The 12,717-nt window shown below is 66.3% G+C and carries 11 protein-coding genes; 4 read left to right on the top strand and 7 right to left on the bottom strand.

Going from position 1 to position 12,717, the window contains the following annotated elements; genetic code table 11:
• Nucleotides 1-4: 4 nt before the first annotated feature.
• From AC1D1S_RS02875 to lysS, 6 genes are all read right to left on the bottom strand, one after another.
• The gene (locus tag AC1D1S_RS02875) at nucleotides 5-538 is read right to left on the bottom strand and encodes an amino-acid N-acetyltransferase (protein WP_173403079.1); all 534 of its coding nucleotides are present in this window, start codon (nucleotides 536-538) and stop codon (nucleotides 5-7) included.
• 60 nt (nucleotides 539-598) lie between these two features.
• Entirely contained in the window at nucleotides 599-2,722 is a 2,124-nt protein-coding gene (locus AC1D1S_RS02880) for a S9 family peptidase (RefSeq protein ID WP_476993680.1), read from the bottom strand.
• Nucleotides 2,723-2,967: 245 nt separating this feature from the next.
• Entirely contained in the window at nucleotides 2,968-5,460 is a 2,493-nt protein-coding gene (locus AC1D1S_RS02885) for an ATP-dependent Clp protease ATP-binding subunit (protein ID WP_028276917.1), read from the bottom strand.
• 596 nt (nucleotides 5,461-6,056) lie between these two features.
• Nucleotides 6,057-6,383 carry a histone-like nucleoid-structuring protein Lsr2 gene (locus AC1D1S_RS02890; protein WP_028276918.1) on the bottom strand — a complete coding sequence of 109 codons (327 nt, stop codon included), beginning with the start codon at nucleotides 6,381-6,383 and terminating at the stop codon, nucleotides 6,057-6,059.
• A 152-nt stretch (nucleotides 6,384-6,535) separates the two neighbouring features.
• Nucleotides 6,536-6,706: a hypothetical protein gene (locus AC1D1S_RS02895; protein ID WP_223914693.1), complete on the bottom strand. Its 171-nt coding sequence runs from the start codon at nucleotides 6,704-6,706 to the stop codon at nucleotides 6,536-6,538.
• A 2-nt stretch (nucleotides 6,707-6,708) separates the two neighbouring features.
• Nucleotides 6,709-8,241 carry a lysine--tRNA ligase gene (gene lysS, locus AC1D1S_RS02900; protein ID WP_243178317.1) on the bottom strand — a complete coding sequence of 511 codons (1,533 nt, stop codon included), beginning with the start codon at nucleotides 8,239-8,241 and terminating at the stop codon, nucleotides 6,709-6,711.
• Between the two features lie 100 nt (nucleotides 8,242-8,341).
• On the opposite strand from lysS, the gene AC1D1S_RS02905 reads away from it, so the two are divergent.
• The 3 genes from AC1D1S_RS02905 (at nucleotide 8,342) to AC1D1S_RS02915 (ending at nucleotide 10,989) form a co-directional block, all read left to right on the top strand.
• Nucleotides 8,342-9,319: an alpha/beta fold hydrolase gene (locus tag AC1D1S_RS02905; protein ID WP_243178316.1), complete on the top strand. Its 978-nt coding sequence runs from the start codon at nucleotides 8,342-8,344 to the stop codon at nucleotides 9,317-9,319.
• Nucleotides 9,320-9,375: 56 nt separating this feature from the next.
• Nucleotides 9,376-10,002, top strand: coding sequence for a thymidine kinase (locus AC1D1S_RS02910; protein WP_028276920.1), 627 nt, complete (start codon nucleotides 9,376-9,378; stop codon nucleotides 10,000-10,002).
• A gap of 153 nt (nucleotides 10,003-10,155) precedes the next feature.
• Nucleotides 10,156-10,989 (top strand): alpha/beta fold hydrolase, encoded by an 834-nt coding sequence (locus tag AC1D1S_RS02915; protein WP_028276921.1) that lies wholly within the window; start codon nucleotides 10,156-10,158, stop codon nucleotides 10,987-10,989.
• A gap of 442 nt (nucleotides 10,990-11,431) precedes the next feature.
• Here AC1D1S_RS02915 and AC1D1S_RS02920 read toward each other — a convergent pair whose 3' ends face one another.
• Nucleotides 11,432-11,860, bottom strand: coding sequence for a hypothetical protein (locus AC1D1S_RS02920; RefSeq protein WP_243178315.1), 429 nt, complete (start codon nucleotides 11,858-11,860; stop codon nucleotides 11,432-11,434).
• 450 nt (nucleotides 11,861-12,310) lie between these two features.
• Here AC1D1S_RS02920 and AC1D1S_RS02925 point away from each other — a divergent pair, with 450 nt between their 5' ends.
• Complete coding sequence (locus AC1D1S_RS02925; RefSeq protein WP_476942690.1) at nucleotides 12,311-12,685, top strand: hypothetical protein; 375 nt, start codon at nucleotides 12,311-12,313, stop codon at nucleotides 12,683-12,685.
• Nucleotides 12,686-12,717 lie beyond the last annotated feature (32 nt).

Below are 12,717 nucleotides of genomic sequence, written 5' to 3' on the forward strand. Positions count from 1 at the left end.
GCGGCTACAGCTCCTTGATCATCCTGGTGTTGCCCAGCGTGTTCGGTTTGACCCGCGCCAGGTCCAGGAACTCGGCCACGCCTTCGTCGTGCGAGCGCAGGAGCTCGGAATACACCACGGGGTCGACGGCGGTCTGGTCAGCCATGACTTCAAAGCCGTGCTTTTTGAAGAACTCCACTTCGAACGTCAGGCAGAAGACCCGGGAGACTCCCAGTGCGCGGGCATCCTCCAGCAGGCGCTCCACCAGCGCGTGGCCCACGCCTTTGCCGCGCCAGGCGTCCGAGGCCGCGAGGGTGCGGACCTCCGCGAGGTCCTCCCACATGACGTGCAGCGCCCCGCAGCCGATCACCCCGCCGTCTTCGGATTCGGCGATCCGGAACTCCTGCAGGCTTTCGTAGTAGGCCACGGTTTCCTTGGCCATGAGGATCCGCTGGTCGGCCAGCGGCGCCACGAGGGTCTTGATGGCGCCAACGTCGTCGGTGCGGGCGGGGCGGATGCGGATCGTCTCAGTCGCGGTCTCAGTCACGGTCTCAGTCACAGCCCAATCTTACGGGTGCCCCGGGCCCGGCCGGCTCTCTGCCGGCACGGGCCCGGTCCGTCAGAGACCGAGTTCGTCGGGGACGGGAACGTCCTTGTCCAGCAGGTTCCTAGCCAGGAAGTGCTCCACGACGCCGTACCAGACCTTGGCGTGCTGCGGCTGCAGGATCCAGTGGTTCTCGTCCGGGAAATACAGGAAACGGTGGTCCGTTTCGCCGTTTCCGTCTGCCGCCAGCTGCGACTTGGCGAGCAGTTCGTACCAGAGCCGGAGTCCCTCGCCGATCGGCACGCGGTAGTCCTTGTCGCCATGGATGACCAGCATGGGAGTGCGGATGTTCTCCACGTGCAGGTGCGGGGAGTTCTCCAGCGCCATCTCGGCCGTCATCTCCTTGAGCCAGTACTGCGCGGCGTCGGTGGTGGGGCCGAACTGGTCCAGGGCCCAGAGGCTGGCGTGCGTGACGATTGCCTTGAAGCGGTCCGTCTGCCCGGCCACCCAGTTGGCCATGTACCCGCCGAACGAGCCGCCCATGGCGGCCGTGCGCGTCTGGTCGATGTCGGGGCGCTGCACGACGGCGTCGGTGATGGCCATCAGGTCGGTGAACGGAGCCTTGCCCCATTCCCCCCAGCCACGCTGGATGTGGTCCTGGCCGTAGCCGGTGGAGAGGGCGGGGTCCGGGAGCAGCACCGCGTAGCCGCGCGCCACCAGCAGCCACGGGTTCCAGCGCCAGGTCCAGGCGTTCCAGGATCCCAGCGGGCCGCCATGGATCCAGAGCAGCAGCGGGGCCGGGGCCGCGGCGGACGCGCCCTCGGGCAGGGCCAGGTACGCGGGCACACGGGCCCCGTCGGCCGCCGTCGTCTCCACGCGCTCCAGCGTGCCCGTGAAGCGGGGGCGTTCCGCGGGCGCGGGCAGGCGGACGACGTCACCGGAGGCGAGGTCGATCCGTACAGGTTCGGCGGGGAATTCGTAGGAGCTGCGCATGGCGTAGGCGCTGCGTCCGTCCGGTGCGACAACGACGTCGGTGTACGCCGCGGCGTCGGCCGTCAGGCGTAGCACTTGGGCCGCCCCGCCCGGGTCTCCGGCCACACCGATCCGGAATACCGGCGATGCGCCGTCCTCGTCGGCGATGACCAGCAGGGCCGATCCGTCCGGCAGCCATGCGGCAGGGCGGGCCCAGCGGTCCCAGTCATGGGCGAGCGGCGTCAGGGCGCCGTCCCCGGCCGCCGGGCCGGCGACGTCGAGGAGGTGCAGCAAGACCCGCGGGGCTGCCAGCGGCGTGGTGTCGCTTTCGCTGACCACCACCAGGCTCCGGCCGTCCGGACTGACCGGGCCCGGGAAGTAGCTCTGGCCTTCCGTGTCCAGAAGGACCGTGCGGGTGCCGGTGGCGACGTCGATGGCGACCAGGACGGAACGTGAATCGGCATTGGCGAGGGGCTTGGCGAAGCTGCTGTAAATCGTCGTGCCGTCCGGGCTGAGCACCGATTCGGCGTCCCTGAGCCGCATGCCGGCGTCGGGCGTCAGGTTGCGCAGCTTCAGCGGCGGCGCGGCGTCGACGGTGGCCGGCTTTCCGGCCTCCAACGGGTCTCCGGGTTCGACGGCGAACAGCCGCGGCTGCGCCGGGCCCAGGTCCGCATCCCAGTAGCGGACAGGGTATCCGCTGTGCAGGATGGCCGCGACCTTGTTGTCCTTGCGCGCTTTCCGGCGTTCCTCGTCATTGTCCTCGTCCGTGGAACCGGCCAGGACCGAGGCCGCGACCACCACGGTGTCGGCGTCCTTGGCGGCGTGGACCCCGCCGATTCCGCCGGCCCGGGACAAGGCCACCCGGGCTTCGCCGCCGTCGGACGGCAGGATCCAGAGGGCGTTCACCGGGTCTGCCTCGGGGCTCTCCGGATCGGGACGGGCCGAGGTGAAGTACAGGTCGCCGTTGGCGGCAAACACCGCACCGGCCTCCCCTTTGGCGCTGCGTGTGATCCGGCGGGCCTGTTTGGCCCCGCCCGGATCCACCTCCCACAGCGCGGTGCAGTATTCGGTGCCTTTCGCGCCGAGGGTCGCCACGGTGGTCACCAGCCGGGCGCCGTCCGGGCTCAGCGTCAAACCGCTCACTCTGGGGATCGCGAGGTAGTGGTCCAGATCGTGGAAGGGGGTCTCGGGTTGTTCGCTCAGGGTCTCTGAGTCCTTAGCAGCCATGCACCGATTCAACACCGTATGTGGTATCGATCACAAAACGTTCACTAAGAGTGAAACACTGCTTTCAGACACGGCTCCCCTATCATGCGGGACGGGCCCTGGCACTTCAGCACGGCCACCGTTCGCCGAAGATGGCCACTAAGCCAGCTCCCATAGCGGCCATCTCCGGCAAATGCTTCACGACGGCGGGCAACGCAAAGGCCCCGCCGTCCCTTTCGGGGCAGCGGGGCCGTTGTTGATGGTGCTTAGACGCTCGGAGCGATCTCCGGGATGCGCGGCTTGGCGTTGCCGGCGAAGGTGAACTTCGCGTCGTCGCCTTCGCCTTCCACGTCCACCACCACGATGTCGCCGGAGTGCAGTTCGCCGAAGAGGATCTTCTCGGAGAGCTGGTCCTCGATCTCGCGCTGGATGGTGCGGCGCAGCGGCCGGGCACCCATGGCGGGGTCATAGCCGCGGGTCGCCAGGAGAACCTTGGCCGCGGACGTGAGCTCGATGCCCATGTCCTTGTCCTTGAGGCGCTTCTCCAGGCGGGCGACGAACATGTCCACGATCTCGATGATCTCGTCCTGGGTCAGCTGCGGGAAGACCACAACATCGTCAACACGGTTCAGGAACTCGGGGCGGAAGTGCTGCTTGAGCTCTTCCGTGACCCGGGCCCGCATCCGGTTGTAGCCGGTCTGCGTGTCCGTGCCGGACTGGAAGCCGGTGGCAACGCTCTTGGAGATGTCCCGGGTGCCGAGGTTCGTGGTCATGATGATCACGGTGTTCTTGAAGTCCACCACGCGGCCCTGGGAGTCGGTCAGGCGGCCGTCTTCCAGGATCTGCAGGAGCGAGTTGAAGAGATCGGCGTGCGCCTTCTCCACTTCATCGAACAGGACCACGGAGAACGGACGACGGCGGACCTTCTCGGTCAGCTGGCCGCCTTCCTCGTAGCCCACGTAGCCCGGAGGGGCACCGAAGAGCCGCGACACCGTGTGCTTCTCCGAGTACTCGGACATGTCCAGGGTGATCAGGGCGTCTTCCTCGCCGAACAGGAACTCGGCGAGGGCCTTGGCCAGTTCGGTCTTGCCGACGCCGGTGGGGCCGGCGAAGATGAACGAGCCGCCCGGACGCTTGGGGTCCTTGAGGCCTGCTCGGGTGCGCCGGATCGCCTGGGACAAGGCCTTGATGGCCTCGTTCTGGCCGACCACGCGCTTGTGGAGTTCGTCTTCCATCTTCAGCAGGCGCGAGGACTCTTCCTCGGTCAGCTTGAAGACCGGGATGCCGGTGGAGTTCGCCAGCACCTCGGCGATGAGGTCTTCATCAACTTCGGAGATGTCGTCCATGCCGCCGGTCTTCCACTGGCGTTCCTTTTCGGCGCGCTCGGCAATGAGCTTCTGCTCCTTGTCGCGCAGCGAAGCGGCGCCTTCGAAGTCCTGCGCGTCGATCGCGGATTCCTTCTCCAGCTTCATGGCGGCGATCTTCTCGTCCATGATCTTGAGCTCCGGCGGGGCAGTCATGCGGCGGATGCGGAGCCGTGCACCGGCCTCGTCGATCAGGTCGATTGCCTTGTCCGGCAGGAAGCGGTCCGAGATGTAGCGCTCGGAAAGGGCCGCCGCCGAGGCGAGGGCGCCGTCGGTGATGGTGACGCGGTGGTGTGCCTCGTACCGGTCGCGGAGGCCCTTGAGGATCTCGATCGCGTGCGCGACGGAGGGTTCCTTGACCTGGATCGGCTGGAAGCGGCGCTCCAGCGCGGCATCCTTCTCGATGTGCTTGCGGTACTCGTCCAGCGTGGTGGCACCGATGGTCTGGAGCTCGCCGCGGGCCAGCATGGGCTTCAGGATCGAGGCCGCATCGATGGCACCTTCGGCGGCACCGGCGCCCACCAGGGTGTGGATCTCATCGATGAACAGGATGATGTCGCCGCGCGTGCGGATCTCCTTGAGGACCTTCTTCAGGCGCTCTTCGAAGTCGCCGCGGTAGCGGGAACCGGCCACGAGGGACCCGAGGTCCAAGGTGTACAGCTGCTTGTCCTTGATGGTCTCCGGGACATCGCCGCGGACGATCGCCTGGGCCAGGCCCTCGACGACGGCGGTCTTGCCGACGCCGGGCTCACCRATCAGCACAGGGTTGTTCTTGGTGCGGCGGGAAAGGACCTGCATGACGCGTTCCATTTCCTGCTCGCGGCCGATCACAGGGTCCAGTTTGTTCTCGCGGGCCGCCTGGGTCAGGTTGCGGCCGAACTGGTCAAGGACAACGGACCCGGCCGGGGTCCCCTCAGCCTGTCCGGGGCCTACACCGGCGCCCGTGGCTTCCTTGCCCTGGTAACCCGAGAGCAGCTGGATAACCTGCGACCGGACCCGGTTCAGGTCTGCGCCGAGCTTAACGAGCACCTGGGCGGCAACGCCTTCGCCCTCCCGGATAAGGCCGAGGAGGATGTGCTCGGTACCAATGTAGTTATGGCCCAGCTGCAGCGCCTCGCGCAGCGAGAGCTCCAGGACCTTCTTGGCGCGGGGGGTAAAGGGGATGTGGCCGGAGGGCGCCTGCTGGCCCTGGCCGATGATCTCCTGGACCTGCTCGCGGACACCGTCGAGCGAAATGCTCAAGGATTCAAGGGCTTTGGCGGCAACACCTTCACCCTCATGGATCAGACCCAAGAGGATGTGTTCGGTACCAATGTAATTGTGGTTCAGCATGCGTGCCTCTTCTTGGGCAAGCACAACTACGCGACGGGCACGGTCCGTAAATCGCTCAAACATTTCGCCACACTCCTAGCTACGACGTACTTTGATGCTACGTGGCCGGGTTCCAGATTTGGGGCTTGTTCGCCACAGGGGAAACCGGAGGGTTGCGCAACCGCGCCCGGACCGGGTCCCCCGGCCAGGGGCAAGAACCGCCCGGAACCCCTCCGGACCGGCGCATTCTGCCCATCCGGAAAGGCGAAACCGGCCGCTAAGCGGGCCGTTCCGGCCGCGCGGACGGGCGCACCGCCGGAAGGGTGGACGTTGCAATGCCGGACGGGCGCCGACGGCATGGCAAAGGTTCCCGAATTGCCGAAGATGGCCGCTAAGCCTGGACCCATTGCGGCCATCTTCGGCAAATGGTTCACCTCGTGCGGGACATCTGCCTGGAAATGCTGCCGGGGAGGAACACGGGCGGCGGAGTCTGTTCATCGCCGGACGGGCGGGCCGATCTGCTGGACGGGCGCCCCGACGCCGGCATGGCAATGCCCCCGTCAGATAACGGGGGCATTGGCATTTGACAGACGGTCGATTACGACGCCACGAAACGTGATTGCGGCTGGATACTGCGCCCTCATGCCGGGCCCCGCACTGCACCCTGACGCGGGTCCCTGCTAGGAATTAGCCTTTTGGTAAGCTTCCTGAATTTCAGCCTGGATGCGCCCGCGGCTGTTTACCGCATAGCCGTTGTCCCGTGCCCACTGGCGGATCTGGGCAGAGTCCTGATTCCGTCCGCTGGAAATTTTCGTGCGCGTGGCGCGTCCGCTTGACGTTTTGCGCGCGTGCGTCACAAATCGGTCCACCGCGGAGCGCAGTTCTGATGCATTGCTTGACGACAGGTCTATTTCGTAGCTGACGCCGTCAAGGCCAAACCGGACAGTTTCGTCCGCGGATCCCCCATCCAGATCATCAACGAGGATGATTTTTACTTTCTGTGCCATAAAGGACTCTCTTTCCAAAGATCGAGCGTTAAGAAAAGCAGGATGTATCTGGAATAAGTATCCTCCGCGTTACAGCAGGGAGTCAAAGCGCAAAACTCTGTCCAAAGGAAAACCGAAGGCGGCAATAGGGAACTATTACTTCTTTCGGGTAATTAGCTTCCCAGGGTCCCGGATTCCGGTCCTTTGGCCCTAGTTTCGGCTTCGGCATGGGCGCGGGCTTCTGCCTGCCGCTCTGATTTGTCGGCATTGAATATGGATTTCATGGCAAACCAGAAAAGCAGGCCCACCACGATGGGGGGCAGCAATACGGCGATATAGTCCATGCTCAGTGTCCTTCGGGCTTCAACAGGGGGAAGAGGATCGTTTCGCGGATGCCGGATCCGGTGAACAGCATCACGAGCCGGTCGATGCCGAGGCCGATCCCGCCCATGGGCGGCGCGCCGTACTCGAGCGCACGGAGGAAGTCTTCGTCCAGCTGCATTGCCTCCACGTCACCCGCGGCGGAACGGCGGGACTGTTCGGTGAGGCGTTCGCGCTGGATGACCGGGTCGATCAGTTCGGAGAAGGCCGTGCCCCGCTCCATGCCGCCGATGATGAGGTCCCAGGCCTCAATCAGGCGGCCGTCTTCGCGGTGCTGGCGGGCCAGCGGCTGCGCGGACGGCGGATAGTCGTAGACGAACGTGGGGTTGAGCAACGTCGGCTCCACCAGTTCGCCGAAGAGTTCGACGACGAGCTTCTCGGCTTCCCAGGCGGCGTCGACCTTGACCTCGTGCTTGGCAGCCAGCTCAAGCAGCTCGGCAACCGGGGTATCGGGGGTTACTTCCTGGCCCACGAAGTCGGACAGTCCGGGGTAGACAGCCAGCCAGGTCCATTCGCCGTCGAGGTTGATCTCCCCGGCTTCGGTCTGCAGCACGCGGCCCACACCGGCGGCGTCGGCGGCGTCCAGGATGATCTCCTTGATCCGGTCCGCCATGACGAACTGGTCCGCCCACGCCTCGTAGGACTCCAAAGTGGTGAACTCGGGGCTGTGCGTGGAGTCCACGCCCTCGTTGCGGAAGACCCGGCCCATGTCGTAGACGCGGTCGATCCCGCCGACCACCGTGCGCTTGAGGTAGAGCTCGGTAGCGATGCGCAGCGTCATCTTCTGGTCGAAGGCGTTCATGTGCGTCTCGAAGGGACGGGCCGTGGCGCCGCCGTGAACCAGCTGCAGCATGGGGGTTTCCACCTCAACGTAGCCCTGGCGGTGCAGGGTTTCGCGGATGGAGCGGGTGATCGCGGCGCGGGTGTACACCATCTCGCGGGCTTCGTCGCGGACAATGAGGTCCACGTAGCGCTGGCGGACACGCGTTTCTTCGTTCAGCCCGGCGTGCAGCACGGGCAGCGGGCGCAGCGCCTTCGAGGCCATGGTCCAGGAATCCGCCATGACGGAGAGTTCGCCGCGGCGTGAGGAAATGACCTCGCCCTTGATGAAGACGTGATCGCCGAGGTCCACGAGGGACTTCCACTCCGCGAGCGCCTCCTCACCGATGTTGGCCAGGCTCAGCATGACCTGCAGCCGCACGGCTTTGCCGTCCAGGCCGCCCTCCTGGAGGGTGGCGAAGCAGAGTTTGCCCGTGTTGCGGATGAAGACGATGCGGCCGGTCACGCCAACGGCATCGCCGGTGGTTTCATCGGCCTGCAGGTAGGCGTATTTCTCCCGGATTTCCGTGAGCGAGTGCGTGCGTTCGACACCCACCGGATATGCCTCGACRCCGCGTTCGATCAGCTTGGCGCGCTTCTCCATGCGGATGCGGGTCTGTTCGCTGGCATCATGCGGCTCGGCGGCGGTGTTCGGGGTGGGGGTGTTTTGGGAAGTCACAATCCCCAAGTTTACCGTCGATTTGCGTCCGGGAAGGTCCCGGCCCGGTTCTGCCCGGGCGGCGGCCAGGGGGACGGGGTGCGGGAATAGACTCGAAGTTGTGGAGACATGGACAGTGAGGACCGACGACGGCAAGGGACACCTTGAGCTGCACACCATCCGCCCGGCGGGGCACGCACCGGGCAGAACAACCGCGTCCGACGCCGCCGTGGCGTCCCGCGGCGAAGGATCCGGCGTCGTCGTCGTGCACGGGACCCTGATCACCGATGCGCTCTACCGGTCCTTTGCCCGAAAACTTTGCCGGCTGCTGGACCAGCCGGTGCACTGCTACAACCGCCGCGGACGCGCCGGTTCCTCGCACCAGCCTGCCGACTATTCCGCCGCCACCGAGGTGGCCGACCTGGCAACCGTGCTCCGCGAGACCGGCGCCAGCGACGTCGTGGCCCACAGCTATGGCGGGTTCGTGGCCCTCGAGGCCGCCCGGCGCCTGCCGATCCGCAGGATGGTGACTTACGACGCCGCCGTGAGCCTCTCCGGGAACCTCACCCAGCGCTGGCGGCCCGAACTGGAAAGGTCCGTGGCTGCCGGCGAACTCGACCACGCCTGGGCGCATTTGGTGCAAGGCCTGGAGACGGCCGGCCCGGTGTCCATGCTGCCCCTGGGCGCACTGCGCATGCTCAGCATCCTCTCGGCCCGGACCAGGCTCGGCGCCGAAATGCGGCAACTGCTGCCCACGGCCGTCGCCGAGATGCGCGCCGTACTGGATGCCGACGCCGAACTCGAGGATTTTGCCGCCATCACCACCCCCACCCTCATGCTCAGCGGCGGCTGGAGCCCCGGCTACTTCGCCGACACGAGCCACCAGCTTGCCGACGCCGTCCCCGCGGTCAGCTTCGCCGTGGTCCCCGGGCAGCTCCACGAAGGCCCCATCCGGCCGGGAAGCCGGCTGGCCCTCCGCACGGCCCGGTTCCTCCACGGCGGACCCGGAGCTGCGACTCCGCCGCCCGTCAGCCTGGCCGGCAGCCTTGCAGCCGCGGGCGTGCCGGCCCGGTGGCGGCGCAGTGGGCCCGGCCGCTGAGGGCTGCGACGCGACCGACCGCTAGAATCGGGGGCGACCCTTTCGAAAGGACCCCCTTGGCCAAGCTCTACTTCCGCTACGGCGCCATGAACTCCGGCAAATCTACGGGGCTTCTGCAGGCCGCCTTCAACTATGAGGAACGCGGCCAGCGGGTCCTGCTGGCCAAGCCGGACGTGGACACCAAGGGCGACTCCGACGTCGTGTCCCGCCTGGGCATGACCCGTTCGGTGGACTTCCTGATCCCCGCCGGCGCGTCGGCCCGCGACCTGTTCACCGCCCAGGCCCACGGCGACGATCCCGACGCCCTCCTGCAGCACGTGGACACCCCGCCGGTGGCCTGCCTGCTGGTGGACGAGGCCCAGTTCCTGGAACCGGAGCAGGTGGACGACCTCTTCCGCATCGCGGTCCTGGACAACGTCCCCGTCCTCGCCTACGGTATCCGCACCGATTTCCGGACCCGCGCGTTCCCCGGTTCCCTGCGCCTGCTGGAGATCGCGCACACCCTCGAAGAGCTCAAGACCATCTGCCGCTGCGGACGGAAGGCCATCTTCAACACGCGCCGGATCGGGGACCATGTGGTGTTCGACGGGAACCAGGTTGCGATCGACGGCCAGGACGTCTGGTACGAGTCGCTCTGCGGCGCCTGCTACCTCGAGGTCTCCGGCGGCCGGCTGGGCAACTAGCGCGGGGCGATCATGCAGCGCCGCTGCGACGGGACCACAACTGAACTGCGGTCACAGTGGATTGCGGTCATAGTGGACTGCGCCGTGCTGGACCGGTGCCGTAGTGCACCGCGGCTTACTGCACTGGGGCGTGGCCTCGGCTAGGCTCGGAGCATGACCCGCGAGAACATCAGAACCCCCAACGGCGGAACGATCGAGCTTTTGAGCACGGGCGCCGAGCTCGCCTCGGCGGGTTCGGGCATCGTCGTCGTGCCGGCCTCGATGGTGACGGCCGCCGACTACACCCGTTTCGCGCAGAAACTCAGCGCATCACTGGGACGGCCGGTGCACACCTTCAACCGTCGCGGCCGCGGCTCGTCCTCCCCGCAGCCTGAGGATTACACCCTCGACGTGGACATCCACGACCTCGACGCCGTCATGAAGCACACCGCCAGCACGGACGTCTTCGGCCACAGCTTCGGCGGGGCAGTGGCCCTGCACGCGGCCCGCACCCTGCCGGTGGAACGGCTGGCCGTGTACGACCCCGCCGTGTCCGTCAACCACAGCGTCACGGCGGACTGGACGCCCGAATACGAGCGGGCGACCGCAGCCGGCGACGACGACCGCGCCCTCGCCGTCCTGCTCAAGGGCCTGGAGACCGGCAGCGCCCTCTCCCGGATGCCGCTGTCCATGCTGACGCTGGCGAACAAGCTCTCGGCGGGCACCCCGATCGGCAAGCAGCTGCGCGACCTCATGCAGACCGGCGTCCGCGAGATCAAGGCGATCATCGCCGCGGACATGCCGGCCGAACCCTTCCTGGAACTGCCGCTGGAAACGCTGATCATCGTGGGCGAGAAGAGTCCGGCCTATTTCGGGGTGGCCTGCGCCCAGATCCACGATGTCCTCTCCGGCTCCAGCTATACGATCCTGCCGGGCATGGGCCACGACGGTGTCAACAAGGCGCCGGACAAGCTGATCGCCGAGCTGAGCGCGTTTTACGCAGGCTAACCCGCACCACGCAACGCCCTATCAAGCAACGCTGGGTCAAATGGCGCCCATTCCGGAGGTCCGGACCGGCGCTAAGTCACCCCGCGACGCTTCTATGTCTGTCAAGCGGCTGGAATCGGGTGCTGGCGCGGACCATAGCGGGGCGGCTTTGGTGACCGGCCAGCTTMCCCTCTCCCCCCGACGCTTCTGTGCCTGCTGGCGGAGCAGCGCGTAGCTGTGGCCGACGGAGCCGGGGCAACCCGAAGGGCAAGCAGTGGATGGTTTGTGGGAGGAAATAAGCGAAGCGCCGACACAAGCCATCGGCTGCGCCGCCGTCCGCAGGACGGTTGAGCCGGTGGAGCGGGCACGTATGATCCGAAGGAATCTCAATGATGTTGTCAACGGATATTGGTGTGCCGCTCCGGCGTCCCGGCCGGTGGCGGCCGGGACGCCCAAGGTGCTTCTAGTCCGCCCAGCCCGGGTAGGGCTTCCGGTCCTGCTCCGGCAGCCTGGCCGCGGTGGCGGGGAGGTTGTCCGGGCCGTCGGACTGGCCGGAGGCCCAGTGGAAGAACACCTCGGCGGTGATCGCTTCGAAGCAGGCGTCCTGGGACCGGAACCAATAAGTCGCGGTGTCGCCTTCGACGTAGGTGCCGTAGCCGAACAGTTCCCCGTTCCCGTCACGGGTGCGGGCGACGGCGACGATGATGTAGGGCCAGGATCCGGCGTCCCAGCCCTCGCTGCCCCAGTTCGCCAGCACGGACCAGGCGGTGCCTTCGAGGGTGTCCATCCAGTCATACCCGTCCCCTGCCCGGTCGTCGGCGGGAAGGGCCGGGGCAGTGACAGGTTCGGCGGTGTCGGCCGTGACCGTGCCGGTCATGGTTTGTGTGTTCATGGGGTGATGCTCCGTTTCTTGGGGCGGGGCGGGTGCCTCAACAACCGGCTTCCTCTCCCCCACCATGTTTTTTGCCTGCTGGCGGAGCATCGCGTAGCTGTGCCCGACGGAGCCGGGGCAACCCGAAGGGCAAGCAGCGGATGGATTGCGGGAGGAAATCAGCGCAGCGCCGACCCAAGGCATCCGGTGGGCTGCCGTCCGCAGGACGGTTGAGCCGGTGGAGCGGGCACGTAAGATCCAACGGACAGCAGCAAAAAAGGAAAAAACCTTGTGCTGCCCGAGCGCAGCGAGGCCCTTTTCGTTCCAGCAGTGGGACCCTAAGCGGACGGCTTTTTGGCCCGATCAGAAGCTGCATGTTTCGTTGTACGGCCCATTAGGATTCGCAGTACCACCACGGTTCAGGGATGTGTCGAGCCGTGCATGTGACTGTGCCGAGACAAGGGGATCCCGATGGAGAGCATCTACGAGCTAAGCGAATCAATTCCCGTTCAAACGACAGCGCCAGAATCGATTGCGGTGCTGATGGCGGGATTGAGGGCTGCGGGCTACATTCCGCGCAACGAAGGCGAGTCGGTCTCCGTGCGTGAGGGATCGAACTTTTCTCTCCGTATATGGGGCACGATGCTGCCGTGGGGTCGAAAGAGCATTCCGGTAGGAATGACCGTCACGTTGAAGGAGACGACCACGGGCACTGAGGCGGTTGTTCATGCCTATGACCGGCTCGGCTGGTACCTCGATGCAAAGACAAACCCGGTTCTCAAAGAGGAATCACAGCGAAAAATGGCGGTTCTCGTCGAACTGGCTCGGAAAATTCTTAGCACTTGAAATCGCTGAACGGAACGTTGCGCTCCGGTCCG

It is taken from the genome of Arthrobacter sp. P1_A5, assembly GCF_056406825.1.

Excerpts from the sequence above, each read along its gene's own strand:
- AC1D1S_RS02880 (WP_476993680.1), bottom strand. The coding sequence starts at position 2,722 with ATGGCTGCTAAGGACTCAGAGACCCTGAGCGAACAACCCGAGACCCCC.
- AC1D1S_RS02890 (WP_028276918.1), bottom strand. The coding sequence starts at position 6,383 with ATGGCACAGAAAGTAAAAATCATCCTCGTTGATGATCTGGATGGGGGA.
- AC1D1S_RS02895 (WP_223914693.1), bottom strand. The coding sequence starts at position 6,706 with ATGGACTATATCGCCGTATTGCTGCCCCCCATCGTGGTGGGCCTGCTT.
- AC1D1S_RS02915 (WP_028276921.1), top strand. The coding sequence starts at position 10,156 with ATGACCCGCGAGAACATCAGAACCCCCAACGGCGGAACGATCGAGCTT.
- AC1D1S_RS02920 (WP_243178315.1), bottom strand. The coding sequence starts at position 11,860 with ATGAACACACAAACCATGACCGGCACGGTCACGGCCGACACCGCCGAA.
- AC1D1S_RS02925 (WP_476942690.1), top strand. The coding sequence starts at position 12,311 with ATGGAGAGCATCTACGAGCTAAGCGAATCAATTCCCGTTCAAACGACA.